The 25,974-nt window shown below is 62.8% G+C and carries 22 protein-coding genes; 11 read left to right on the top strand and 11 right to left on the bottom strand.

From position 1 onward, the window contains the following. Nucleotides 1–88: 88 nt before the first annotated feature. The 3 genes from SJI00_RS18320 (at nt 89) to SJI00_RS18310 (ending at nt 1,914) form a co-directional block, all read left to right on the top strand. The gene (locus tag SJI00_RS18320; RefSeq protein ID WP_322463090.1) at nt 89–1,057 is read left to right on the top strand and encodes a polyprenyl synthetase family protein; all 969 of its coding nucleotides are present in this window, start codon (nt 89–91) and stop codon (nt 1,055–1,057) included. A gap of 116 nt (nt 1,058–1,173) precedes the next feature. Next, complete coding sequence (locus SJI00_RS18315) at nt 1,174–1,515, top strand: zinc ribbon domain-containing protein YjdM (RefSeq protein WP_322463089.1); 342 nt, start codon at nt 1,174–1,176, stop codon at nt 1,513–1,515. Nucleotides 1,516–1,665: 150 nt separating this feature from the next. Then, nucleotides 1,666–1,914 (top strand): PA4570 family protein, encoded by a 249-nt coding sequence (locus SJI00_RS18310; protein WP_312970059.1) that lies wholly within the window; start codon nt 1,666–1,668, stop codon nt 1,912–1,914. Nucleotides 1,915–1,960: 46 nt separating this feature from the next. Here SJI00_RS18310 and bamJ read toward each other — a convergent pair whose 3' ends face one another. From bamJ to SJI00_RS18285, 5 genes are all read right to left on the bottom strand, one after another. After that, complete coding sequence (bamJ, locus tag SJI00_RS18305) at nt 1,961–2,578, bottom strand: BamJ family beta-barrel-assembly machinery protein (RefSeq protein WP_322463088.1); 618 nt, start codon at nt 2,576–2,578, stop codon at nt 1,961–1,963. Nucleotides 2,579–2,665: 87 nt separating this feature from the next. After that, nucleotides 2,666–2,971: a DUF6482 family protein gene (locus SJI00_RS18300; protein ID WP_322463087.1), complete on the bottom strand. Its 306-nt coding sequence runs from the start codon at nt 2,969–2,971 to the stop codon at nt 2,666–2,668. 104 nt (nt 2,972–3,075) lie between these two features. Beyond that, entirely contained in the window at nt 3,076–3,564 is a 489-nt protein-coding gene (locus SJI00_RS18295; RefSeq protein WP_312970067.1) for a TIGR00645 family protein, read from the bottom strand. Nucleotides 3,565–3,690: 126 nt separating this feature from the next. Then, nucleotides 3,691–4,029: a PA4575 family protein gene (locus SJI00_RS18290; protein WP_322463086.1), complete on the bottom strand. Its 339-nt coding sequence runs from the start codon at nt 4,027–4,029 to the stop codon at nt 3,691–3,693. A 165-nt stretch (nt 4,030–4,194) separates the two neighbouring features. Then, nucleotides 4,195–6,633 (bottom strand): Lon protease family protein, encoded by a 2,439-nt coding sequence (locus tag SJI00_RS18285; protein WP_322463085.1) that lies wholly within the window; start codon nt 6,631–6,633, stop codon nt 4,195–4,197. A 239-nt stretch (nt 6,634–6,872) separates the two neighbouring features. Here SJI00_RS18285 and SJI00_RS18280 point away from each other — a divergent pair, with 239 nt between their 5' ends. The 4 genes from SJI00_RS18280 (at nt 6,873) to SJI00_RS18265 (ending at nt 10,422) form a co-directional block, all read left to right on the top strand. Next, nucleotides 6,873–7,361, top strand: a complete 489-nt coding sequence (locus SJI00_RS18280) for a DUF3015 domain-containing protein (RefSeq protein WP_312970075.1) — start codon at nt 6,873–6,875, stop codon at nt 7,359–7,361. A 77-nt stretch (nt 7,362–7,438) separates the two neighbouring features. Continuing rightward, on the top strand, nt 7,439–9,292 hold the full coding sequence (locus SJI00_RS18275) for an Lnb N-terminal periplasmic domain-containing protein (protein WP_322463084.1): 1,854 nt from the start codon (nt 7,439–7,441) through the stop codon (nt 9,290–9,292). A gap of 214 nt (nt 9,293–9,506) precedes the next feature. Beyond that, the gene (locus SJI00_RS18270) at nt 9,507–9,863 is read left to right on the top strand and encodes a hypothetical protein (protein ID WP_322463083.1); all 357 of its coding nucleotides are present in this window, start codon (nt 9,507–9,509) and stop codon (nt 9,861–9,863) included. Between the two features lie 67 nt (nt 9,864–9,930). Next, the gene (locus tag SJI00_RS18265; protein WP_322463082.1) at nt 9,931–10,422 is read left to right on the top strand and encodes a GreA/GreB family elongation factor; all 492 of its coding nucleotides are present in this window, start codon (nt 9,931–9,933) and stop codon (nt 10,420–10,422) included. Between the two features lie 372 nt (nt 10,423–10,794). Here SJI00_RS18265 and gdhA read toward each other — a convergent pair whose 3' ends face one another. The 3 genes from gdhA to SJI00_RS18250 form a co-directional block, all read right to left on the bottom strand. Next, the gene (gdhA, locus tag SJI00_RS18260) at nt 10,795–12,135 is read right to left on the bottom strand and encodes an NADP-specific glutamate dehydrogenase (protein ID WP_322463081.1); all 1,341 of its coding nucleotides are present in this window, start codon (nt 12,133–12,135) and stop codon (nt 10,795–10,797) included. 242 nt (nt 12,136–12,377) lie between these two features. After that, complete coding sequence (ettA, locus tag SJI00_RS18255; RefSeq protein WP_322463193.1) at nt 12,378–14,045, bottom strand: energy-dependent translational throttle protein EttA; 1,668 nt, start codon at nt 14,043–14,045, stop codon at nt 12,378–12,380. Between the two features lie 158 nt (nt 14,046–14,203). After that, nucleotides 14,204–14,599, bottom strand: coding sequence for a hypothetical protein (locus SJI00_RS18250; RefSeq protein WP_322463080.1), 396 nt, complete (start codon nt 14,597–14,599; stop codon nt 14,204–14,206). Between the two features lie 309 nt (nt 14,600–14,908). Between SJI00_RS18250 and SJI00_RS18245 the strand changes: the two genes are divergently transcribed. Both SJI00_RS18245 and glyA read left to right on the top strand, forming a co-directional pair. Next, a complete protein-coding gene (locus tag SJI00_RS18245) occupies nt 14,909–18,736 on the top strand; it encodes a sensor domain-containing protein (protein WP_322463079.1) in 3,828 nt (1,275 codons plus the stop codon). 134 nt (nt 18,737–18,870) lie between these two features. Then, nucleotides 18,871–20,124: a serine hydroxymethyltransferase gene (gene glyA, locus SJI00_RS18240; protein WP_322463078.1), complete on the top strand. Its 1,254-nt coding sequence runs from the start codon at nt 18,871–18,873 to the stop codon at nt 20,122–20,124. An 84-nt stretch (nt 20,125–20,208) separates the two neighbouring features. Here the strand turns inward: glyA and yjiA are convergent, their stop codons facing one another. The 3 genes from yjiA to SJI00_RS18225 form a co-directional block, all read right to left on the bottom strand. Beyond that, entirely contained in the window at nt 20,209–21,195 is a 987-nt protein-coding gene (yjiA, locus tag SJI00_RS18235) for a GTPase (protein ID WP_322463077.1), read from the bottom strand. 130 nt (nt 21,196–21,325) lie between these two features. Beyond that, a complete protein-coding gene (locus SJI00_RS18230; RefSeq protein ID WP_296265425.1) occupies nt 21,326–21,523 on the bottom strand; it encodes a YbdD/YjiX family protein in 198 nt (65 codons plus the stop codon). An 18-nt stretch (nt 21,524–21,541) separates the two neighbouring features. Beyond that, a complete protein-coding gene (locus SJI00_RS18225; RefSeq protein ID WP_322463076.1) occupies nt 21,542–23,608 on the bottom strand; it encodes a carbon starvation CstA family protein in 2,067 nt (688 codons plus the stop codon). Nucleotides 23,609–23,776: 168 nt separating this feature from the next. Here SJI00_RS18225 and SJI00_RS18220 point away from each other — a divergent pair, with 168 nt between their 5' ends. Both SJI00_RS18220 and SJI00_RS18215 read left to right on the top strand, forming a co-directional pair. Next, the gene (locus SJI00_RS18220) at nt 23,777–24,142 is read left to right on the top strand and encodes a PilZ domain-containing protein (RefSeq protein ID WP_322463075.1); all 366 of its coding nucleotides are present in this window, start codon (nt 23,777–23,779) and stop codon (nt 24,140–24,142) included. Nucleotides 24,143–24,404: 262 nt separating this feature from the next. After that, the gene (locus tag SJI00_RS18215) at nt 24,405–25,919 is read left to right on the top strand and encodes a nucleobase:cation symporter-2 family protein (RefSeq protein ID WP_322463074.1); all 1,515 of its coding nucleotides are present in this window, start codon (nt 24,405–24,407) and stop codon (nt 25,917–25,919) included. Nucleotides 25,920–25,974 lie beyond the last annotated feature (55 nt).

The raw sequence follows: 25,974 nt of genomic DNA, 5'->3' as shown, positions 1-25,974 counted from the left end.
CAAGTAGCTGCCAGCGCCGGCGCCGGGGGCACCTTGACACACCCGAACCCGCGACCTAGCATGCCGCGCACCCCTAATGGAGCAGCCGATGCAACCCCAGACCTTCTACCGCGCGGTGGCTGAAGACTTTCACGCCGTCGACGAGATCATCAAGAAGCAGCTGACCTCGCGCGTACCGCTGGTATCGAAGATCGGCGACTACATCACCTCTGCCGGTGGCAAGCGCCTGCGCCCGCTGCTGGTCCTGCTCTGTGGCAAGGCCCTGGGCCGCGAAAGCGACGACCTGCGCCTGCTGGCCGCGACCATCGAGTTCCTGCATACCGCCACCCTGCTGCACGACGACGTGGTCGACATGTCCGGCATGCGCCGTGGCCGCTCCACCGCCAACGCCTTGTGGGGCAACGCACCCAGCGTGCTGGTCGGCGACTTCCTGTACTCGCGCTCCTTTGAAATGATGGTCGAACTGGGCTCGATGTCGGTCATGCAGATCCTGTCGCGCGCCACGCGCGTCATCGCCGAGGGCGAAGTGCTGCAGCTGTCGCGGGTTCGCGATGCCAGCACCAGCGAAGACGTCTACATGGAAGTCATCCGCGGCAAGACCGCCATGCTCTTCGAGGCGTCCACCCACAGCGCCGCCGCCCTGGCCGGCGCCGATCAAGCCCAGCGCGAAGCCTTGCGCACCTTCGGTGACCACCTGGGCGTGGCCTTCCAGCTGGTAGACGACCTGCTCGACTACAAGGGCGACTCCGAAACCCTGGGCAAGAACGTCGGCGACGACCTGGCCGAAGGCAAGCCCACCCTGCCGCTGATCTACACCATGCGCGAAGGCACGGCCGAGCAGGCCGCACTGGTACGCCAGGCCATCCAGAAAGGCGGTATCGAAGACCTCGAGCAGATCCGCGTGGCCGTCGAAGCCTGTGGCGCCCTGGACTACACCGCGACAATGGCCCGCGACTATGTGGCCCGCGCCATCGAGTGCCTGGAAGTGCTGCCAGCCAGCGTCTACCGCGATGCGCTTGTGGAACTCAGCGAATTCGCTGTCGCCCGCACTCACTGACCCCTCCCGATGCCCGTTCGCGGCCCCGCCGCAGACGGGCGCGCAAAACTCCCCTGCCCCTGCCGACAAAACCTTATACAATGTGCGCCTTTCAACGCTCGTCTTAAGGAACCGTCGTGAGCTCTTTGCCGCCCTGCCCCCAATGCAATTCCGAATACACCTACGAAGACGGCGCCCAGCTGATCTGCCCCGAGTGCGCGCATGAGTGGTCGGCCAACGCCGATGCCGAAGCGTCCAGCGATGACGTGGTGAAAAAGGATTCGGTCGGTAACGTCCTGCAAGATGGCGACACCGTCACCGTCATCAAGGACCTCAAGGTCAAAGGCTCGTCCCTGGTGGTCAAGGTCGGCACCAAGGTGAAGAACATTCGCTTGTGCGACGGTGATCACGACATCGACTGCAAGATCGACGGTATCGGCGCCATGAAGCTGAAATCGGAGTTCGTGCGCAAGGTCTGATCCTGCGTTGCAGGGCTACGCACGCCGTGGCCCTGGCCGGCTCCGCAATGGGGTCGCTACGCCAGCGTGAAAGAATCCGCCAATAGGCGCTTGCTATTTTGATAATAAGAATTATTCTCATTGGAAATGACTTCCAAGGAGATCTTCCCCATGACCTACCTCATCGACGCCTGGCTTGATCGCCCACAACCGTACCTACGTATCCTGCACCGGGAAACCGGTGAAGTCTGTGCCGTGCTTGAGCAGGAAGCCATCGACGAACTGCGTGACCAGGGTGACCTCGACCTGAGCGGTCTGAACTCCAGCGAGCCCATCGTGCTGAAGGAGCTGGTGAGGAACCTGTTTCTGTTCTGCTACGCGCGAGCGCTGCGCCCGAGCGGCGCGCAATGGGGGCATTGAACGAGGAATCACAGGGCGCCACTGGGCGCCCCGTGAAACCAGCGGCTTACAGAACGTCGAGCAGCTCGATGTCGAAGATCAGCACGCTGTGCGGGGCGATGCTGCCCACACCTTGAGCGCCGTAGGCCAGTTCGCTTGGCACGTACAGGCGCCATTTGCTGCCGGCTTTCATCAGTTGCAGCGCCTCGGTCCAGCCAGCGATCACACCGCCGACCGGGAATTCCGCAGGCTGGCCACGATCGTAGGAGCTGTCGAAAACCGAGCCGTCGATCAGGGTGCCGTGGTAATGGGTGCGCACGGTGTCATCACGGCCAGGGGTCGCGCCATCACCGCTGGTGATGACTTCATACTGCAGGCCCGAGGCCAGGGTGGTGATACCTTCACGCTGGCCGTTCTCGGCCAGGAATGCCTTGCCTGCGCCCGCGGCCGCTTCGGCCTTGGCAGCGGCTTCAGCCTGCATGACGTCGCGGATCACCTTGAAACTGGCCGACAGGTCAGCCTCGCTGACGCGGCTGTCGACACCGCTGAAAGCGTCGGTCAGGCCGGCAACGATGGCTTCCAGGCTGACGCCCGGTGGCGGGTTGTCACGCAGTTGGCCACCCAGCTGACGGCCGATGCCGTAGCTGACGCGAGATTCGTCGGTGGACAGATTGAGTTCAGACATGCATGTGCTCCGCTGCGGGCGCACAGCTGCCGCGCCCTGGGGTGATAAAGGGCGAGCAGCCTAGCACACACCCATACCGCGAATCAGCTACCAGGTCGGACGGGGGGAAATGGCCACTTTGAGGTCTTCTTCGGGGTGTACGCCCATGCCGCACATCTCGTCCTGCACCGACCAATGCACCAGGTTCATCGATTCGAGGGGCAGCCCTTGCAGCAGCTCGCGCGCCTCGGTCACCGAACGTACGCGCAAGCGCTCGCCCTTGGCATCTGCAATGGGATGGGGCTTGCCGTCGAGACAGGCTTCGAGCAAGTAGTCGCCGCCTTCGATGCCGATGAGGTTGAGCTCTTCGATCCGACCGGCGACTGCTTCGAGGTGGAGTTGATTGAGATTCATGGGAGCGCCTCCAAAGGAATCACACCAGAGCGCCCATTTTTCGTACAGCCCGGCGAAAAGCACAAGCGGCGCCACGCGCCGCCTGTCCGACAGGCCTGGCGATGTCAGTGCTTGGTGAGCTTGTCGAGGTAGCCCATGACGAACGCCGAGACCACGAAGGTCATGTGGATGATGACGTACCACATCAGGTACTGCGGCTCGATGTTTTGCGCATCCATGAACACGCGCAGCAGGTGAATCGAGGAAATCGCCACGATGGAAGCTGCGACTTTCATCTTCAGCGAGGTGGAATCCATCTTGCCCAGCCAGCTGAGCTTTTCCTTGCCCTCGTCGATGTCCATCTGCGAGACGAAGTTCTCGTAACCGGAGAACATCACCATCACCAGCAGACCGCCCACCAGCGACATGTCGATCAGCGACAGGATCACCAGCACCAGGTCGGCCTCGGCCATGCTGAACACGTTGGGCAGGACGTGGACGATTTCCTGGAAGAACTTCAGGGCCAGGGCCAGCAGCCCCAACGACAAGCCAAAGTAGATCGGCGCGAGCAGCCAGCGAGAGGCGTACATCGCGTTTTCAAGCATACGTTCCATGGGGGAGCAACTCGTCAGGTGGGAAAAGCGTGCGCGAGTATAGCTAGCCACCTGTGACAGCAAAAGCCTGATCCAGGGCAAACAAAGCGCGCAGACGGCATCGAATCCAGGCAGTTGTGAAACCAATTATGTCTCGGGGTGGAACTGATAATCGCCCAGGTTGCCGCAACGCTCGCCATTGATCTTGCGCAGTTGCCCTTGCAGGTGCAGGCACCAGATCGGTGGGTCTTCGGCCAGTTGGTAACCGTGCAGGGTCAGGCTGTCGACAATCGCATCGAGCACCGATTCAGCCACAGCAGGCCCGTGAAACGGCCCCTGCGCCTTGATGGCCGAGGGCTGTTCGCCTGCCATGCCGGCAGCAAACAGCAGCGTCCACATGCCGGTGTCACCGGCAAGCGGGCGGATCGAACATTCGATACGGGTGACCAGGCCGAGGCACTGGCGGGTAAGGCTGAGGTTGCGCATGGCGGCGGCCCCACTGGAGAAAACCGGGTTCTGACCGAACGGCCCAGACTGTTTTCATCCTGAATGCTGGAACCGTTGCTCACTTACAGCGTAGTTGAGGCCGCACCTCGGTTGAAAAACCGGCGCCGAACGGTAGCACATGGCCTTCAGCGCCGGTTTATTGACTCAGACAGGTTTGGCCTGAGCCACCATGTCTTCCAGCCGCTCCTTCTCCGCGTCTTTGATGTCTTCCTCGCTGACCATTTCAGCGATGAAGCTCAACCGCTCGACCACCCGCGCATTCACGCTGCCTTCAGGAAAATCGCCCTTCTCGTCAGGGGTGCCGGCGTCTTCGCCTACCAGCAGACTCAACGCCTCGTCGGCCTGGCTGACGGCGTAGACATGAAACTGCCCCGCTTCCACGGCTTGCAGCACGCGCTCATCGAGCAGCAAGGTCGCGACGTTGGCCTTTGGAATGATCACGCCCTGCTCACCCGTGAGGCCGCGCGCCTGACACAGGCGGAAGAAACCTTCGATCTTCTCGTTGACCCCACCCACAGCCTGCACTTCACCGAACTGGTTGATCGAGCCGGTGATGGCGAAGCACTGTTTGAGCGGCGTGCGCGACAGTGCCGAAATCAGCGTGCAAGCCTCGCCCAGCGAAGCGCTGTCACCGTCGACGTAACCATAGGACTGCTCCAGGGCGATGCTCGCAGAAATCGCCAGTGGGAATTCCTGGGCGTAGCGGCTGCCAAGGTAGCCGGTAAGAATCATCACGCCCTTGGAGTGGATCGGCTGGCCCAGGTTGACCTCACGCTCGATGTCGACAATGCCGCTGCCGCCCGGGTACACCGTGGCGGAAATCCGCGCCGGCATGCCGAACGCCGAGTCGCCCACTTCCAGCACGGTCAGGCCGTTGCACTTGCCGATGGCGGCGCCGTCGGTGTCGATCAGGATGATGCCGGCGAGCATGTCGTCGAGCACTCGCTGCGACACCCGCCCGGTGCGCGTGGCCTTGGCGCGTAACGCACGCTCGATGTGGCCGGCGTCCGTCATCACGTCGCTGGCCAGCTGGCGAATGAAATCGGCCTCGCTGACCAGCTGGAAGAGGTCACCGATGCGTGCTGACAAGCGCGACTGGTTTTCAGCCAGGCGCGCGCTGTAGGTGGCCAGCCGGGCCACAGCGTCGCTGGTCAACGGCGCCATGCCTTCTTCGTTGGTGCGGGTGCGCAGCAGCTGGGCGAACTGCTCCAGGTTTTCGTCGACCATCGGCATGTCTTCGTCGAAGTCGACCAGTACGCGGAACATCTCTTGGAAGTCTGAATCGTGGTCCTGCAGCGCGTAATACAACTGGCGCGAACCGATGATCACCAGTTTGACGCTGAGTGGGATCATCTGTGGCGTCAGGCTGATGGTTGCCACCCGGCCCAGCTCGCCCAGCGGCGATTCCATCTTGAGCTTGCGCGACTGCAATGCGCGCTTGAGGCCATCCCAGACGAACGGCTCGCTGAGCATCTTTTCCGCTTCGAGGATCAGGAAGCCGCCGTTGGCCTTGTGCAGCGCGCCTGGGCGCAACTGCCGGTACGAGGTATTGAGCGCGCCTTGATCGGTGCTGTACTCGATGCGGCCGAACAGGTTGTCGTAGGTCGGGTGCGGCTCGAACACCACGGGCGCGCCGCTGTTACCGCTGTGGCAGGCGACCACGCTTGGCGCGTATTGCTCTTCGAGCAGCTTGCGCGCCACAGCGTCGGTCTTGCTGTCTTCGACCAGTTGTTCGATGACGGTGCGCAACAGGTTGAGCTGCACCGATTGCAGATAGGCGCAGACGCCGGCGTTTTCCGAATACTTTTCCGACAGCGGTGCCAGCAGGGGCTGCAAGGCCAGGGTGATGGTCTCTTCGTTGAGCTGGCGCAGTTGGTTGTTGGACTCACGCTTCCACTGCGGCAGGCTCGACAGCTCGTCGTTCAGACGCTCTTCGAGGGCGGAGATGTCCTGGTGGAAGCGCTCACGCGCCTCTTCGGGCAACTGGGCGAATTCGGCTTCGTCGAGGGCCTTGCCGTCTGCCATGGGGGTGAAGGCCACGTTGGTGCTGTCGCGGTACAACGCGATGTCTTTCTCCAGCGACGCGCGCTCGATGATGTCGAGGGCCTGGTCGTAGCGCTGGTTGAAGGTACGGTCGATGGCGCCCTTTTTCTGCTGGAACGAGGGATGCTCGAACACGGCGGGAAAGGTGGCCAGCAGGTTGTCGATCAGGCCATTCATGTCGCTGACGAATTCGCCCGCGGTGCCGGAGGGCAGCTCCAGGGCGCGGGGTTCGCGGGGGTCGTCGAAGTTGTTGACGTAGACCCAGTCAGCCGGCGTTGCCTGGCGCTTGCCTTCGGCCTTGAGGTAACGCTTGACGAAGGAGAAGCGACCGGTGCCCGGTTCGCCCATGACGAACACGTTGTAACCCGGACGGGGCATGGCCACGCCAAACTGCAGGGCCTCGACAGCACGTTCCTGGCCGAGAACGCCGCGAAAGGGTTCCAGGTCATCGGTAGTGGAAAACGCAAACTGTTCAGCGGAGAAACGCCGGGTCAGCGCCTCCGGCGCAACACGCAGGCGCGAGGCAACAGGATCGGGCATTGGGCTTCCTTACTTCGGCAGGGCGATGGACCATTCTGGGGCCGCCTGCGCGCAGCTGGCAAGGCTCGCTCGGACTTTATGTCGCAGCCGTACAGCAGCAAATTTTTCCCTCCGCACTACGCAACCTTTGGTTACTGCCTAAACTCCAAACTGCGCGGGGGGATAGAAATCCTTCCCGACCTGGCGCACTGCTGCCAGACCCTGACCATTGGAACGTCTACGAAAAAGAGAATAAAGCTATGAAACGGATTCTTCTGGGTACGCTGTTTGCTGCTGCATCGCTCAACGCCATGGCTGACGCGCCAGGCGGCCCTAACTGCGGTTGGGGCAACATGCTGTTCGAGGGCCAGCGCGGTACTCCGGCCCATTTCCTGGCCTCCACCACCAACGGTACTTCCGGTAACGCCACCTTCGGCATGACCTCGGGCACCAACGGCTGCTCGACCAAAGCTTCTCTGACCTACGGCGGCAAGTCCTGGCTTGCCATGAATGGCATGATGAACGAGCTGTCCGAAGACATGGCGCAAGGCCAGGGCGAAGCGCTGACCACCTACGCCGTGGTGCTGGGCGTAGCCCCACAGGATCGCGCGCACTTCGCTGCCGTGACCCACGATCACTTCCAGCAGATCTTCAGCAGCGCCGATGCCAACGCTGAAACCGTTCACACCAACACCCTCGCGGTCCTGAAAAACGACCCGCAACTCGCCAAGTACGCTACCGAGGCGTGAGTCCTGCGCAAACCCGCCCTGCACAACAGGGCGGGTTCGTGCATTCTATCGGCATCATTCAGACCTAGTTGCCCGACATGCTCAAACGCCTCTCCCTGCTGGCGCTCAGCGTCAGTACACCGCTGCATGCCGCATCGCACATCGATCAAGCCCGCGCCCAACAGCTCGCCGCCCAGCCTTACTGGGTCGCGCTGGGTCACTATGAGAGCGGCAAGCTCGGCGGTTGGCGCAGCTATGTGGACGACCCCAAATTCTTTCTCGCCGAAGACGGCGCGCACCACCCCGAGCGCGAACTGAGCGCCACCGTGGATGCGCTCTATGCGTCGGCGAGCCTGGGCAATCAGCATGCCCAATGTGTGTTCCCGGCCCGTACCCGCTGGCTGAGTGAGCAACTGTCGCTGCGCGACCTGCCAACGCCAGACTGCACCGATTACCGCGCCTGGTACGACGATGTCGCGCCACACAGTGCGGCGCTGATCTTCCCTGCCGCGTACCTGAACAGCCCGTCATCGATGTTCGGCCATACCTTGCTGCGCATCGACCAGGCCGACACCCATAGCAACGCAACCTCGCTGCTCAGCTATGCGATCAACTTCGGTGCCTACATCGAAGGCAGCGACAACAGCATCCTCTATGCCTGGAAAGGCCTGGCCGGTGGCTACCCGGGGCTGTTCGCGCTGATGCCCTACCAGTCCAAGCTGTCCGAATACCGTAGCCTGGAAAACCGCGACCTGTGGGAATACCAGCTGAACCTGACGCCGGAAGAAACCGGGCGCATGGTCGAGCACGTGTGGGAACTGAAGAATGTGCAGTTCGACTACTTTTTCTTCGACGAGAACTGCTCCTACCGCCTGCTCGAACTGCTGCAAGTGGCACGCCCCACACTTGACCTGACCTCACAGTTCCCGCTCACCGCCATCCCCACAGACACGGTGAAGGCGGTGAAACAGGCCGGGCTGGTGGCCGACACCCGCTACCGCCCCTCCCGCGAGCGCGAGCTGCTGGCCCGTGCCGAGCCGCTGGATGCCGAAGAAACCCAGCAAGTGCTGGCCGTCAGCGCCGACACGCAGCAGTTGCAGAGCCCGACCTTCACCGCCCTGCCCCGCGCGCGCCAGGCCCTGGTGCAAGACGCCGCCTACCGCCTGGAGCGCTACCGCGCCAACGGTCAGGAGCGTGACCCGGCGCGGGCCGCGCGCAGTTTTGAACTGCTGCGGGCGATCAACGGCAATCCGCCGCCGCCGCTGGAAATCGAGAAACCTGGCCTGCCTGAAGAAGGCCACGAATCACGCACCTGGCAACTGGGCGTCGGCAGCCGCGACGACCGCGCTTACGCCGAGTACGGCCTGCGCATGGCTTATCACGACCTCAACGACAACGCCTACGGCTTCCCGCTGGGCGCGCAGATCGAGATTCTGCAGCTCAAACTGCGCCAGTACGAAGGCAACGAGTGGCAGGTACAGCAGCTTGACCTCGCCACCATCCGCTCGCTGACCCCGCGCAGTACCCTGCTCAAGCCCCTGTCGTGGCAAGTGGCCGGTGGCCTTGAGCGGGTGCCGGGCAAGCATGGCGATGAAGTGCTGGTCAGCCATGTCAACGGCGGCGCCGGCGGCACCTGGCAGCTCGGCGAAGACCTGCTGGGCTTTACCTTGGGCACGGTGCGGGTCGAGCATCACAACGACTTTTCCGAGTTCATCTCGCCAGCGGCCGGTTTCAACAGCGGCGTGCTGTGGCGCAACGGCCTGGGTAACCTGAGCCTGGAAGCCAAGGGCGATTTCTTCACCAATGGCGAAGTGCGCCGCAGCCTGAGCCTGAATCAGCAGTGGGAGCTGTCGCGCAACCTCGGTCTGCGCCTGAGCGCCAAGCGCGAGTTCAGCCACTTGGCCTCGGCGCAGAACGAGGTGATGCTGGAAATGAAGTGGTACCACTACTGATTCGATCGGGTATGAACGGCTGCAGAAGAGGGCTGGATCGGCTCAGGTCGGGCGGCAAGCGAGGTGGCAATCCGGCCAATTGAGCCCCATTCGGCCTCGGCGCGCAGGACGGCGCCATCCAACAGGTCTGTGCTCTACGGTATGGCGACATTGTTTTAACATCGCCAGCACACATCAGCGCCTAGACTCTGCTTATCGGGTGGAGGGTGTGGATATGTTGCGATACAGCATCGGATTATGGATTGCGCTGCTAGTGGGCGGTTGTCAATCAGTCAATGAGCAGATGCGCGCAGCCGGCTACCCGCCCGCCTACGCCGATGGCTATCAGGACGGCTGCAGCAGCGGCCGCGAAGCAGCCGATGTGAGGGTCGGGGATTTTCGCAAGAACGTGCCACGCTACCTTGCCGAGCGTCAGTACGAAACCGGCTGGGACGATGGCTTTCGGCAATGCCAGAGCACCCAGGCCAGCCAAGAATCGCGTGACTACCAGGACGGTTACTGGCGCGAGCGCGACCGCGCGTGGCACCAGGAAAACGCCCGCGATACCGCTCGCGCCCTCCGGCACAACTGAGCGCCGAGCCAAGACGGCTGAAACGACCCCTCCCCACTGAATGTCCCATGACAAAGGAGGGCCAAGCATGAGCCGAGCATTCGTCAATGAAGATAACGCTGCAGCCCAGGCCAGCCAGCCTGTGGAGCGGCGCATCAGCGATCAACCCAATTACGTGACCGCCAACGGCCTGACGCAACTGCAGGCACGCGTGGAAGCCCTGAATGCCGAACGGCGCGAGCTGCAAGCCCAGGGTGATCGCGCCGACAAACAGCGGCTGGCTGACAACGAAAGTGACCTGCGTTATTTCAACGCGCGCGTGCTGAGCGCGCAGCCGGTACCCGCCGCCACGTCCACAGAAAAGGTGCAGATCGGCAGCCATGTAACCTTCGCCGATGAGCACGATCAGCACCAGCAGGTGCAATTGGTCGGTGAAGACGAAGCCGATGCGGCGCAGGGCCTGATCAACTGGGGTTCACCGCTGGGGCAGGCGCTGCTGGGCGCAGGGCCTGGAGATGAGGTGACGTGGCGGCGACCGGCGGGGGACCTGGTGATCGAGGTGATTACCATCAACGGGTAACCCCCGTGGAACGTGCGCTGCGCCAATGTTGGCGACTTTGCGTAGCCGATCCGGTTCCAGCATCGCGCAATGACGGCGGATTGCGGTGGCAGCCTTGGGTCGGCTGCGCCGCCCATCGCGGCAGTAGCCGCTCCTGCAGGGGCTGCGGTGTGCCCGCCAGCGTGAGTGTTCGGGCGAGCACGGTCGGAGTAGGCGCGGCCGCTCCGGATTGCCGCCATGGCCGGCGCAGCCGGCCCGGTTCAAGCACCGCGCAATAACGACGGATTACGGTGGCAGCACTGCGCACTCCAGGCTGCGGGGTGATCGCAATGTTGGATCGGCTGCGCAGACCATCGCGGCTGCCCGGGACGCCGGCTCAGCCTGTACTGCGCTTTACACCACCCCTTGCGCCAACATCGCATCGGCCACCTTCACGAACCCGGCAATGTTGGCGCCCTTCACATAGTTCACCGTGCCGTCGGCCTCTTCGCCATAGTGCACGCACGCATGGTGGATCGACTGCATGATCCCGTGCAGCTTGCTGTCCACTTCCCCGGCGGTCCACAGCAGGCGCATGGCGTTCTGCGACATCTCCAGGCCCGACACGGCCACGCCGCCGGCGTTGGACGCCTTGCCCGGCGCGAACAGCGTGCCCGCTTCGATGAACAGGTCGACCGCATCCAGCGTGGTCGGCATGTTCGCGCCTTCGGCCACACAGATGCAGCCGTTGGCGAGCAGCAAGCGCGCGTCGTCGGCGTTCAGTTCGTTCTGAGTGGCACAAGGCAACGCGATGTCACACGGCAGCGACCAGGGCGACTGGCCTTTGCGGAACTCCAGGCCCAGCTCGGCAGCCAACGCACTGAGGCGCCCACGCTTGACGTTCTTCAGTTCCATCACGGCGTTCCACTGAGCATCGTCCAGACCGCTTTCGCAGTACAGCGTACCTTCGGAATCGGACAGCGAAATCACCTTGCCGCCCAGGTCCATGACCTTGCGCGCGGCGTACTGGGCAACGTTGCCGGAGCCGGAAATCGCCACCCGGTGCCCGTCGATGCGCAGGTGCTTGCGCTTGAGCATTTCTTCGGCGAAATACACACAGCCATAGCCGGTGGCTTCCGGGCGAATCAGACTGCCGCCGTAGTTCATGCCCTTGCCGGTCAGCACCGAGGTGAACTGGTTGGCCAGGCGCTTGTACTGACCGAACATGAAGCCGATCTCACGGCCACCGACGCCGATGTCACCGGCAGGCACGTCCACATCGGCGCCGATGTGGCGGTACAGCTCGCTCATGAACGCCTGGCAGAAACGCATCACCTCGGCGTCGCTCTTACCCTTTGGATCGAAGTCCGAACCACCTTTGCCGCCGCCCATCGGCAAGGAGGTCAGCGAGTTTTTCAGCACCTGCTCGAAGGCGAGGAACTTGAGCACGCTGAGGTTCACCGACGGGTGGAAGCGCAGGCCGCCCTTATAGGGGCCGATGGCGCTGCTCATCTGGATGCGCAAGCCACGATTGACCTGCACCCTGCCTTGGTCATCGACCCACGAAACACGGAACATCACTGCCCGCTCTGGCTCGCACAGGCGTTCGAGAATGCCCGATTGCAGGTAGTGGGGATTGGCTTCGAGGAAGGGCCAGAGGCTGCGCAGCACCTCTTCGACCGCTTGATGGAATTCGGGCTGGCCAGGGTCGCGCTGTTGCAGGCGGGCCAGGAAGGTGTCAACGGATTCGATCATGCTAGACATCTCACCAAAGGGGATTGGACTTGTAGGTTTTTTCCCGACTCTAGCAAGAAGCCCTCGCACAACAACAGTGCGAAATGTCGTTTTTATGAAAATTAATGGTGCTTTTATATAAATGTATACAAGATATTAACCACCTGAACGGATAACTCCCCGTTGCAGACGCCTGCAAACCTTTCTGCCAGGCACAAAAATGGGGCTCCTTGGAGCCCCATTTCAGTGCAGCGTGACGCGGGTTACTGCGCCAGTTTCTTGTGACGGACGCGGTGCGGTTGCGCCGCCGCATCACCAAGGCGTTTTTTACGGTCGGCTTCGTACTCGGTGTAGTTGCCTTCGAAGAAGACCACGTTGGAATCGTCTTCGTACGCCAGGATGTGCGTTGCCACGCGGTCCAGGAACCAGCGATCGTGAGAAATCACGATGGCGGCGCCTGGGAAGTCCAGCAGGGCTTCCTCCAGGGAGCGCAGGGTTTCGACGTCGAGGTCGTTGGACGGTTCGTCGAGCAGCAAGACGTTACCGCCCTCCTTCAGGGTCAGGGCCAAGTGCAAACGGCCACGCTCACCACCGGAGAGGTCTTTGACGAACTTCTGCTGGTCGCCACCCTTGAAGTTGAAGCGGCCCACATAGGTGCGCGAAGGGATCTCGTAGCTGCCGATGCGGATCTGGTCGGAGCCGTCGGACACCTGCTGGAACACCGTCTTGCTGCCGTCGAGGTCTTCGCGGCTCTGGTCGACACAGGCCAGTTGCACGGTGTCGCCGATCTCGATGCTGCCCGAATCAGGCTGTTCCTTGCCCATCAGCATGCGGAACAGGGTCGATTTACCCGCACCGTTACCGCCGATCACGCCGACGATGGCGCCTTTGGGCATGGCGAACGACAGGTTGTCGATCAGTACGCGATCGCCATAACCCTTGGACACGTTCTTGAACTCGATGACCTTGTCGCCCAGGCGCGGGCCGGCCGGGATGTAGATCTCGTTGGTCTCGCTGCGCTTCTGGAATTCCTGCGATTGCAGCTCTTCGAAGCGTTGCAGACGGGCCTTGGATTTCGACTGGCGAGCCTTGGCGCCTTTGCGCACCCACTCCAGCTCTTCCTTCATGGCCTTTTCATGGGCGCTCTGCTGCTTGGATTCCTGCGCCAGGCGGTCGGATTTCGCCTCCAGCCAGCCGGAGTAGTTGCCTTCGTATGGAATACCGGCGCCACGGTCGAGTTCGAGAATCCAACCGGCGACGTTGTCGAGGAAGTAACGGTCGTGGGTAATCGCCACCACGGTGCCGGGGAAGTCGTGCAAGAAGCGCTCGAGCCAGGCCACCGAATCGGCATCCAGGTGGTTGGTCGGCTCGTCGAGCAGCAGCATGTCGGGTGCCGACAGCAGCAGGCGGCACAGCGCCACACGACGCTTTTCACCGCCGGACAGGTGCTCGATTTTCGCCTCCCAGGCCGGCAGACGCAGAGCGTCGGCGGCGACATCCAGCTGGCGTTCGAGGTTGTGGCCGTCGGCCGCTTGCAGGATGGCTTCGAGCTTGGCCTGTTCAGCGGCCAGCTTGTCGAAATCGGCATCCGGGTCGGCGTAGGCGGCGTAGACCTCGTCCAGGCGGGCCTGGGCGTCCTTGATCACGCTGACCGCTTCTTCGACCACTTCACGCACGGTCTTGCTCGGATCGAGCTGCGGCTCCTGGGGCAGGTAGCCGACGTTGATGTCTGGCATCGGACGGGCTTCGCCGTCAAATTCCTTATCGACGCCTGCCATGATCCGCAGCAGGGTCGATTTACCGGCGCCGTTGAGGCCCAGCACGCCAATCTTGGCGCCCGGGAAGAACGACAGCGAGATGTTCTTCAGGATTTCGCGCTTCGGCGGCACGACCTTGCTCAGCCGATGCATGGTGTAGACGTATTGAGCCAAAACCAAGCCCTCTCTATATAGGTAAGGACATCGACGCAAGCGCAACACGGGGCCGGCTCACGGTAAGAAAGATGTCGTGAAACAAAGTGCGCCATTCTACGTCAAGTTGTGACATTGCACAGACGAGCGCAGCGCGTGGCGCATTGCCGTGGGTCGGCTCAGGCGCGGGTCGTGCGCAACGTGCCGCGCGGCGCGCGATTGCCGGCGCCCTCGGCGGCCAGCTTGGCCGCCCATGAAGCCTTGACGCTGAAGCCTGCGGCACGTTCGACAGGCGCGGCGGTGGGTACGCCAGCATCGACGAGCGGCGCGCGCGCCGGTGCCGAGGCGCGCACTGCGGGCACACCCACTGTGCCAGCCGGTGCCGCAGCGGCCTTGGCCTGCTTGCGCAGCTCGGCCAGCGACGGCGACTTGGCAACGCTGACCGGCGCGGGTTTGAGCAGCGTGCGCTGGCATGACTTGCAGGACACCTCATCGCTGACGCCGCTGCTGACCAGGGTTTGCGCGGTGCGCCCGCAGGCGGCCTCAAGGCCGTTGGTGGAATAGTGGGTAACCAAACCGGGTTTCTCCGAAAAGCACGTGCATTGAAACGGCCGGCATTCTCGCACACCCTGCTGCACATGCCGACCCGACAGGACGGCAGGACAGATCAGTAGCACTTTGCCATAATGGCGCCCGCGTCAATTTCTGCACCCATGTCCCAAGGCGCTTTCCAACGCGGCATGACAAGTATCAAGGCTTTTCATGCAGAGCCTAGGCGCCACCTCTGGCGCGGACTATAGTGCGGCGGCCCCACGAGTACCCCGGCAGCCCGTCCAACGGCTTTCCTTTCCCTGCCATTGCCAGCCCTTTCGCAGGATGAGCGCTTGACTACCAACCTCCCACCCACAGCACCGAGCGCTTCCGTACCTGCCAAGGCCATTGGCGGCTCGCTCAAGGGCGTCCTGGCGCTGATCGTACTGGTGCTGCTGGGCTTGCTCATCTGGCAATTGCTCGCACAGTTTCGCGCGACCCTGAGCGAGCAACGCGAACAAAGCCTGAGCGCCACCGCAGTGCTGGCCGAACACCTCGAGCTGAACATGGCGCTCAAGGCCCAGCAGGCGATCACTCTGCTGCAACCCCATGTCCAGCCCCCTGCGGCCAGCGACCTGCCCGCGCTGCTCGACAACTGGCGTCGGCAATTGCCGGCCCTGCAGAACGTGGCCTGGCTGGATGCGGCGGGCCAGACACGACTCGACAGCCTGCCCGCAACAGGTGCCAGCGACGCGCTGAACGCCGCCATCAGACTCGGCCTGGGCCAGGCATTTTTCTGGAGCAACAGCGCCGACGGCCAGACCCTCTACCTGATACTGCAGCAGGGCGCTGGCGCGCCTGAAAGGCCCAGCGGCTATTGGCTCGTGCGCCTCTCGGCGGACTACCTCCAGACCCTCAGCCAGCGCCTGCAAAGCGCTGGCCACCCGCTGTGGCTACTGCAGAACAGCCGCAGCGCGCACGTCCTGGCAGGCCATGCTGGGCTGCCCGCCGACAGCGCGCTGGAGAGTGTGATGCTCGGCTTTCTCGGCCACAGCACCTGGCAGTTGCAGGGTTTTTTCGATGCCCAGCAGGCGCGTAACCAGTTGCTTCCGGCGCTGATCGGCAAATGCCTGCTGGTGCTGCTGTGCGCATGCTTGCCCGCCTTGGCCTTGCTCAACCTGCGCCGCCGCCAGCGCGCGTTGCAGGAAGACCGCCGGCGCTACCACGACATCTTCGAAGGCACTGGCGTGGCGCTGTGTGTACTCGACCTGTCCAGCCTGCCCGGCCAGCTTCAGCGCCATCACGTGGGCAACCGCGCCGCGCTCAAGCACAGCCTGGCACTGGACCCGAACCTGCGCCGTTCATTGCTGCAAGAGCTGAAGATCACCGAAACCAACCAGGTCGCCCGGCAACTGCTCGGCGTCGACTGCAATGCGCGCGCCTGGCAGCGCCTGATCGAAAGCGCCGGCGATGGCCGCGACAGCGTCGGCATGCAACTGATCGATGCGGTCCTTGAGCAGCGCTCGCAGCTTGAGCTGGAAGTGCGCCTGCCCACCCCAGGTGCCACCGACCTGCATTTGTGGCTGATGGTCCGGCTGCCGGAGCCGCGCGATTACCAGGCGGTGATTCTCAGCATCAGTGACATCACCGGCCGCAAACAGGTCGAGCTGTCAGTGCTCGAACGCGAAAGCTTCTGGTCGGATGTGGTCCGTACCGTGCCTGACCAGCTGTACGTGCAGGACGTACAGAGCCAGCGGATGATCTTCAGCAACCGCCACCTTGGCCAGACCCTGGGTTACTCCCGCGCGGAACTGACCCAGCTGGGCGACCGTTTCTGGGAGCTGCTGATGCACCCCAGTGATGCCGAGCAGTATCGCGCGCAGCGTTGGCACCGTCGCGAGGCGGGTAAGGACCAACCGCTCCATTACCAGACCCGCTTCCGCCACCAGGACGGCTCGTGGCGCTGCTACGACATCCGCGAGCAGGTCCTGACCCACGACAGCGACGGACAGGTGACGCGCATCATCGGCGTGGGCAAGGACGTCACGGTGCAGATCGAGGCCAGCGAGTCGCTGCGTGACAGCGAACAGCGCTACCGCATGCTCGCCGAAAGCATCAGCGACGTGATCTTTTCCACCGACAGCCAATTGCAGCTCAATTACCTCAGCCCGTCGGTGAAGGTGGTGCTGGGGTATGAAGTGGAGTGGGTCTTCGCCAACGGCTGGCAATCGACCATTGCCAACCCCGCCCAACTCACCGGCGTGCTGCGCCTGCTCGAACAGGTCACCCACGCCCTGGGCAACCCCGCACAGATGGATCGGCTGCGTAGCGAGCTGCCCACCCAGTTGTTTCTGTTCGACTGCCTGCGCGCCGATGGCCGCAAGATCCCCATCGAACTGCGCGTGGTGCTGGTCTGGGACGAGCACGGCGGCTTCGAAGGCATTCTCGGTGTGGGCCGTGACATCAGCCAACAGCGCCGCGCCGAGAAAGACCTGCGCATGGCCGCCACGGTGTTCGAGCACTCCACCTCGGCCATCCTGATCACCGACCCCGCCGGTTATATCGTGCAGGCCAACGAGGCCTTCAGCCGGGTCAGCGGCTATGCCGTCAGCGATGTGCTGGACCAGTTACCGAGCCTGCTGGTGGTCGACAACCAGCAGGACGCCCACCTGCGCTATGTGCTCAAACAACTGCATCAGCGCGGCAGTTGGGAGGGTGAGGTGTGGCTCAAGCGTCGCAGTGGCGAACATTACCCGGCCTGGGTCGGCATCACAGCGGTGTTCGATGATGAAGGCGACCTGGCCAGCTACGTGTGCTTTTTCACCGACATCAGCGAGCGCAAGGCCAGCGAACAGCGCATTCATCGGCTGGCCTACTACGACGCCCTGACCCACCTGCCCAACCGTACCCTGTTCCAGGACCGGCTCTACACCGCATTGCAGCAGGCGCAGCGCAACACCTCGTGGGTGGTGCTGATGTTCCTCGACCTCGACCGGTTCAAGCCCATCAACGATTCGCTCGGCCATGCCGCGGGCGATCGCATGCTCAAGGACATGGCCGAACGCCTGCTGGCCTGTGTGCACGACGACGACACCGTGGCGCGCATGGGCGGCGACGAATTCACCTTGCTGCTGCAACCCAAGCCCAGCCGCGAAGCCTCGCTGAACCGCGCCATCCATGTGGCCGAGAACATTCTCGCCAGCCTGGTGCGACCGTTCGTGCTGGAGAACCGCGAGTTCTTCGTCACCGCCAGCATCGGCATCGCCCTGAGCCCGCAGGATGGCAGCGAGCTCAGCCAGTTGATGAAAAACGCCGACACGGCCATGTACCACGCCAAGGAACGCGGCAAGAACAACTTCCAGTTCTACCAGGCCGACATGAACGCCAGCGCGCTGGAGCGCCTGGAGCTGGAAAGCGATCTACGCCATGCGCTGGAGCAGAACGAGTTCATCCTCTATTACCAACCGCAGTTCAGCGGCGATGGCAAGCGCCTGACCGGCGCCGAAGCGCTGCTGCGCTGGCGCCACCCGCGGCGTGGGCTGATCCCGCCGGGCGAGTTCATTCCGGTGCTCGAAGAGCTGGGGTTGGTGGTGGACGTCGGCGACTGGGTGCTGCGCGAAGCCAGCCGGCAAATGGTGGCCTGGCGCAAGGCGCGTGTGCGGGTGCCGAAGGTGTCGGTGAATCTGTCGGCGCGGCAGTTCTCGGACGGCCAACTGGGCACGCGCATCGCCACCATCCTCAACGAAAGCGGGCTGCCGCCGGCTTGCCTGGAACTGGAACTGACCGAGAGCATCCTGATGCGCGAGGTCAACGAGGCCTTGCAGATTCTCGACAGCCTCAAGCAACTGGGCTTGAGCATTGCCGTCGATGATTTCGGTACCGGCTACTCCTCGCTCAACTACCTCAAGCAGTTCCCCATCGATGTGCTGAAGATCGACCGCACCTTCGTCGATGGCCTGCCGACCGGTGAGCAAGACGCGCAGATTGCCCGCGCCATCATCGCCATGGCCCACAGCCTGAACCTGGCGGTGATCGCCGAAGGCGTCGAAACCCACGAGCAGCTCGAATTCCTTCGCGAGCATGATTGTGATGAGGTACAAGGCTATCTGTTCGGTCGACCCATGCCGGCGCATCAGTTTGAAGCGCAGTTCAGCAACGAAGCGCTGTTCATGCTGGGGTGAAAGCGCTGCACCCGGCCCGTCGGCTCAACCGCCTTTGCTGTTGCAGATCCGATTTGCCACTCGCCACTTGCAGCTTCTCTCCCCCCCATGAGGTAGAATGCTGGCCCCTTTAAGCCCGATCCTTGAGGACCGCCATGTTCAGCCGTGATTTGACCATTGCCAAGTACGATGCAGAGCTCTTCGATGCCATGCAGCAGGAAGCGCTGCGCCAGGAAGAGCACATCGAGCTGATCGCTTCGGAGAACTACACCAGCCCCGCCGTCATGCAAGCCCAAGGTTCGGTGCTGACCAACAAGTACGCCGAAGGGTATCCAGGCAAGCGTTACTACGGCGGCTGCGAGTACGTCGACGTGGTCGAGCAACTGGCCATCGACCGTGCCAAGGAACTGTTCGGCGCCGACTACGCCAACGTCCAGCCGCATGCCGGCTCCCAGGCCAACGCTGCGGTCTACCTGGCCCTGCTGTCGGCCGGTGACACCATCCTGGGCATGAGCCTGGCCCACGGCGGCCACCTCACTCACGGCGCCAGCGTCAGCTCCTCGGGCAAACTGTACAACGCGGTGCAATACGGCATCGACGGTAATGGCCTGATCGACTACGACGAAGTCGAGCGCCTGGCCGTCGAGCACAAGCCGAAGATGATCGTTGCCGGTTTCTCGGCCTACTCGCAGATTCTGGACTTCCCGCGCTTTCGCGCCATCGCCGACAAGGTCGGTGCCTACCTGTTCGTCGACATGGCCCACGTCGCTGGCCTGGTTGCCGCAGGCGTGTACCCGAACCCGGTGCCATTCGCCGACGTGGTCACCACCACCACCCACAAGACCCTGCGCGGTCCACGTGGCGGCCTGATCCTGGCCCGTGCCAACGCTGACATCGAGAAGAAGCTCAACTCGGCCGTGTTCCCAGGCGCCCAGGGCGGCCCGCTGGAGCACGTCATCGCGGCCAAGGCGATCTGCTTCAAGGAAGCGCTGCAGCCTGAGTTCAAGACCTACCAGCAGCAAGTGGTGAAGAACGCCCAGGCCATGGCCGGCGTGTTCATCGAGCGCGGCTTCGACGTGGTTTCTGGCGGTACCGAGAACCACCTGTTCCTGCTCTCGCTGATCAAGCAGGACATTTCCGGCAAAGACGCCGACGCGGCGCTGGGCAAGGCGTTCATCACCGTGAACAAGAACTCGGTCCCGAACGATCCACGCTCCCCGTTCGTCACCTCGGGCCTGCGTTTCGGCACCCCGGCCGTGACCACCCGTGGCTTCAAGGAAACCGAGTGCCGCGAGCTGGCCGGCTGGATCTGCGACATCCTGGCCGACCTGAACAACGACGCGGTGATCGATGCCGTGCGTGAGAAGGTCAAGGCCATCTGCAAGCGGCTGCCGGTCTACGGCAACTGAGCCAGGCACCGCTGACGGCCTGACCGTCAGCCCCTGAAAAACCGATGTCGGGCGACCGGCATCGGTTTTTTCATGCCTGTGGCTTCACTGGGCTAGGCGTTGGCCAAGCGCCGCAAAGCCTGCCTGGATCTTGACCTGCGGCAGGTCATCACCGATGAACACCATCACACTTTCCCGCGCCTGCTCGGCAGGCCATTCGCTGTCCCAGTCGAAACCGTAGAGCTTGAGCACGCCTTGGAACACCAGACGGCGGTCGTCGCCAGCGATGTTCAACACGCCCTTGTAGCGCAGCAGTTGCTTGCCATGGGTTTCCAGCAGCTCGTTCATGAAGTCGCTGAGCCGGTCGATGTCCAGCGCCACGTCGCTGCGCAGCACCAGCGTGGAGATACGGTCGGGAATCGCCGGCTTGAGCACCGGACGCAGCGTGGGGCGCAGGTTCGCGCCCAGGTCCGAGTTGAGGTTGAAGCCCCGCACATCGAGCAGCTCGGCCAGATCGATGCGCCCTTGCTCGACCACGCGAATGGCCGCTCGACCATTGATCCGCGCCAGGCGCTCGCGCAGCGCGTCGACCGTGGCGGTGTCGGCCAGGTCGGTCTTGCTCAGCAGCAGGCGGTCGGCAAAGCCCACCTGAGCCTGGGCGATGCTTTGGGTCAGGTGCACGTCGGCATGCACAGCGTCGACCAGGGTGATGATGCCATCGAGGATGTAGCGCTCGCGCAGTTCTTCGTCGATGAAGAAGGTTTGCGCCACAGGCGCCGGGTCCGCCAGGCCGGTGCACTCGATCACCAGGCGATCAAAGGCGATCTCGCCGGCATCCAGACGCTCGAGCAGCAGGTACAGGGCTTTGGTCAGGTCGGTGTGGATGGTGCAGCACACGCAGCCATTGGCCAGGGTCATGACCTGAACCGGCTCCTCGCCCAGCAGCTGGCTGTCGATGCCGGCGTCGCTGAACTCGTTCTCGATCACGGCAATCTTCAGGCCGTGTTCGGCTTTGAGCATGTGCTTGAGCAAGGTCGTTTTACCGGCACCGAGAAAGCCGGTGAGCACGGTTACGGGAATGGGCGGTTGCACGCAGAAGGTCTCCTTGAAGCAGAAATGAAAGTGGGAGCGCGGTTGTCCGGGCTCCCACAGGTTCATGCGTTATCGCTTTCAACGGCGCGGTTCAGCTCGACAGCGCTGTATGTTTACCGGCACGCCGGGTTCAGCAGCATTTGGGCCCGGCCTTGCCACCATAACGAGCCTCCTGACGTTCGCGGAAGAACGCCTCGTAGCTCATCACCGGCTGATCCGGGTGGGTGCGTTGCATGTGCTCGACGTAATTGTCGTAGTCCGGCATGCCCACCATCAGGCGGGCAGCCTGACCCAGGTACTTACCCAGGCGTCCCAGGTCGTTGAACATGGCCGCAGCCCTCTCTGGTTACGCTTCAGGCAAGGCCTGGAACGGGGTTTCCTTGTCGGTCCGCTCTTTGCGATTCCAGGCGCGATAACCGACCTTGAGGGCAAAGAAGAGGATGCTGAACACCACGACCAGGAACAGCACGGTCAGGCCGGCGTTGGTGTAGGCGTTGTAGACCACGTGCTGCATCTGGCCGATGTCCTTGGCCGGCGCCAGCACCTGACCGGCTTCGAGCGCGGCGCTGTACTTGTTCGCCAAGGCCAGGAAGCCCACCGCGGGGTTGGCATCGAACAGTTTGATGAAGCTTGCGGTGGTGGTGCAGATCAGCAGCCAGATCGCCGGCAGCAGCGTGACCCACACGTACTGCTGACGCTTCATCTTCACCAGCACCACGGTACCGAGCATCAGCGCAATACCGGCCAGCATCTGGTTGGATATGCCGAACAGCGGCCACAAGGTGTTGATGCCGCCCAGCGGGTCGATCACGCCCTGGTACAGCAGGTAACCCCAGAGCGCCACGCAACCTGCGGTGGCGATCATGTTGGCGACCCACGACTCGGTGCGTTTGAGCGCGGGTACGAAGCTGCCGAGCAGGTCTTGCAGCATGAAGCGCCCGGCACGGGTGCCAGCATCCACTGCCGTGAGGATGAACAGTGCTTCGAACAGGATCGCGAAGTGGTACCAGAACGCCATGGTGTTTTCGCCTGGCAGCACCTGGTGCAGGATCTGCGCGATACCGACGGCCAGCGTTGGCGCACCGCCGGCACGTGCCAGTACGGTGTGTTCGCCGATGTCGCGAGCGACGGCTTCGAGCTGCTCCGGGGTGATCAGAAAGCCCCAGCTGCTGACCGTTTGCGCGACCGAGACCACATCGCTGCCCACGATCGCCGCCGGGCTGTTCATGGCGAAGTACACACCGGGTTCGATGACCGAGGCAGCGACCATGGCCATGATGGCCACGAACGATTCCATCAGCATGCCGCCGTAGCCGATGTAACGTGCGTTGACTTCGTTATCCAGCAACTTGGGCGTGGTGCCCGAGGAGATCAGCGCATGGAAGCCCGACACCGCGCCGCAAGCAATGGTGATGAACAGGAAGGGGAACAGCGCGCCCTTCCAAACCGGGCCGGTACCGTCGGTGAACTGGGTCAGCGCGGGCATTTTCAGCTCAGGCGCAAGGATCAGGATGCCGATGGCCAAGGCCAGAATGGTGCCGATCTTGAGGAAGGTGGAGAGGTAATCGCGTGGCGCCAGCACCAGCCAGACCGGCAGTACGGCAGCGACGAAGCCGTAGCCCACCAGCATCCAGGTGATCTGCACGCCGGTGAAGGTGAACGCCGGGCCCCAGACCGGATCGGCCGCCACCAGGCCACCGACCCAGATCGACAGCAGCAACAGCACCACGCCGATGAGCGAGATTTCGCCAATGCGGCCCGGGCGGATGTAGCGCATGTAGATGCCCATGAACATCGCGATCGGGATGGTCGCCATCACCGTGAACATGCCCCACGGGCTCTCGGCCAGGGCCTTGACCACGATCAGCGCCAGCACCGCAAGGATGATGATCATGATCAGGAAGCAACCGAACAGCGCAATGGTGCCGGGGATGCGGCCCATCTCCTCGCGGACCATGTCGCCCAGCGAGCGGCCGTTACGGCGGGTCGAGAGGAACAGCACCATGAAGTCCTGCACCGCACCGGCCAGCACCACGCCGGCGATCAGCCAGAGCGTACCGGGCAGGTACCCCATCTGCGCGGCCAGTACCGGACCGACCAGGGGCCCTGCGCCGGCAATGGCGGCAAAATGATGGCCGAAGAGGATGTGCTTGTTGGTCGGCACGTAGTCCAGACCATCGTTGTTGAGCACCGCGGGGGTCGCGCGACGCGGGTCGAGCTGCATCACCTTGGTGGCGATGAACAGGCTGTAGTAACGGTAGGCAACCAGGTACAAGGCCACCGCAGCGACCACGATCCACAAGGCATTGACTGCTTCGCCCCGACGCAAGGCAACCACACCCAGCGCACAGGCTCCTAACACTGCCAGTGCCAACCACGGGACGTGGCGGAGCAGGCTATTATTGTTGTTCATGGTTTTACTTCCAGCTGGATTATTGGAATAACGCCGCTCACCGAGTCTAGGGCGAGTGCTTGCGCATTGCCACATCTGCTTTGGTCTAGAGCCTCTGCAGCCCGATCGGCCGGTTTCGACCTGCCACTGTGTGCCTCTTCCATCCGATGTATTACCGAGGATTTCATCATGAGCGGTTCACCCACGCGCCGACGCTTTCAACGCATCCCGTTCGATGCCAAGACCGAACTGCATCAAGGGCAAGGGTCCTGGCCGGCTACGCTGCTTGACCTGTCGCTCAAAGGATTGCTGGTAGAGCGGCCCATGTCCTGGGATGCCGATCTTGCGCAACCGCTGGAAGCCACCGTGCACCTGGATCCGCACACACAGGTGCGTCTGCACGTGGAGCTGCGCCATGAAGAGGACAACCGCCTGGGTTTCAGCTGGACCACCACCGACCTCGAATCGCTGAGCCACCTGCACCGCCTGATGCAATTGAATCTGGCGGACGAGACAGAAATGCAGCGCGAACTGCGGGAATTGATCGATATTTAAGATCTATTTGCGCGCTAAGGAAAAATTCAAAGCACGTTTTCTGTCTGATTAGACAGGTTTATTGAGAATTCCTGAATTACTGTATACACCGCTCTAGAACCGGCTATACAGGCGCTTTACAAGGCGCCGATCCACACTCAAATGGGGCTTAAACACGGGTTAAACGGCTCACATCAAAATTATTGTATACAATCGATATGACTCCTTAGGTACGATTCATACCGGTAGTGCCACACAACAATAATTCGAGAGAGCCTGCTCCATGACCATGTCCCCTAGCACCTCCTCATCCGCCCGGCCCGAGGATGAAAACCTCGGCCTGGGCGCCAATCTGGCCTACGGCCTACAGCACGTGCTGACCATGTACGGCGGCATCGTCGCGGTGCCGTTGATCCTTGGCCAAGCTGCCGGCATGGCGCCAGCGGACATCGGCCTGTTGATCGCCGCCTCGCTGTTCGCAGGCGGCCTGGCGACCCTGCTGCAGACCCTTGGCCTGCCCTTTTTCGGCTGTCAGTTGCCGTTGGTGCAAGGGGTCTCGTTCGCCGGCGTGGCGACCATGGGCGCGATCCTGGGTACGCAGGGCGGCGGTGGCATGCCAGCGGTGCTGGGTGCGGTGATGGCGGCGTCGCTGATCGGTTTGCTGATCACCCCGGTGTTTTCGCGCATTACCCAGTTCTTTCCGCCACTGGTGACCGGCATTGTCATCACCACCATCGGCCTGACCCTGATGCCGGTTGCCGCGCGTTGGGTGATGGGTGGCAACAGCGCCGCCGCCGATTTTGGCAGCGTCGCCAACATCGGTCTGGCCGCACTGACCTTCGCGATCGTGTTGCTGCTGAGCAAGATCGGCAGCGGCACGCTGTCGCGGCTGTCGATCCTGCTGGCCATGGTGATCGGCACACTGATTGCCTGGGCGCTGGGCATGGCTGACTTCAGCCAGGTCAGCCAGGGCCCGCTGCTGGCGATGCCGACGCCCTTGCACTTCGGCATGCCCACCTTTCACGTCGCAGCCATCCTGTCGATGTGCATCGTGATCATGGTCACACTCGTCGAAACCTCGGCCGACATCCTTGCCGTAGGCGACATCATCGGCACCAAGGTCGACTCCAAGCGCCTGGGCAATGGCCTGCGGGCCGACATGGTGTCGAGCATCCTGGCGCCCATCTTCGGCTCGTTCACGCAGAGCGCGTTCGCCCAGAACGTCGGGCTGGTGGCGGTGACCGGGGTGAAAAGCCGCTACGTGGTGGCCACCGGCGGGGTCATCCTGGTGGTGCTTGGCCTGCTGCCGGTCATGGGCCGTGTGATCGCCGCCGTGCCGACCCCGGTACTGGGCGGCGCCGGCATCGTACTGTTCGGCACGGTGGCGGCCAGCGGCATCCGCACGTTGTCGAAGGTCAGCTACCAGCACAACGTCAACCTGATCATCGTTGCCGCCTCGCTAGGCTTCGGCATGATCCCCATCGCCGCGCCGACCTTCTATCACCACTTCCCCAGCTGGTTCGAAACCATTTTCCACTCCGGGATCAGCTCGGCGGCGATCATGGCGATTGGGCTGAACCTGCTGTTCAACCACTTCAAGACCGGCAACCCCGAGCACCCTTCCGTGTTTGCTGCGGGCTATGAGCGGACCATTCACTACGCCGATATTTCGGCGCTGCGTGATGGCGACTACTTCAAGGATGGGCACCTTTACGATGCCCAAGGGCATGAGGTGCCGTTGCAGGAGGACGACCACGAGCCGTCCAAACGGCGGCGTCAGGCCATGGCCGAGCATTGATTGACCGTGAAGGTGCAGGGGCACCGACGCGCATCGTCGGTGCTCTTTTTTTCAA

The organism is Pseudomonas gebzensis, from assembly GCF_034427815.1.
Taxonomy (GTDB): Bacteria; Pseudomonadota; Gammaproteobacteria; order Pseudomonadales; family Pseudomonadaceae; genus Aquipseudomonas.
The sequence above is the reverse complement of the archived record's forward strand: the minus strand, read 5'-3'. Positions and strand labels throughout refer to the sequence as shown.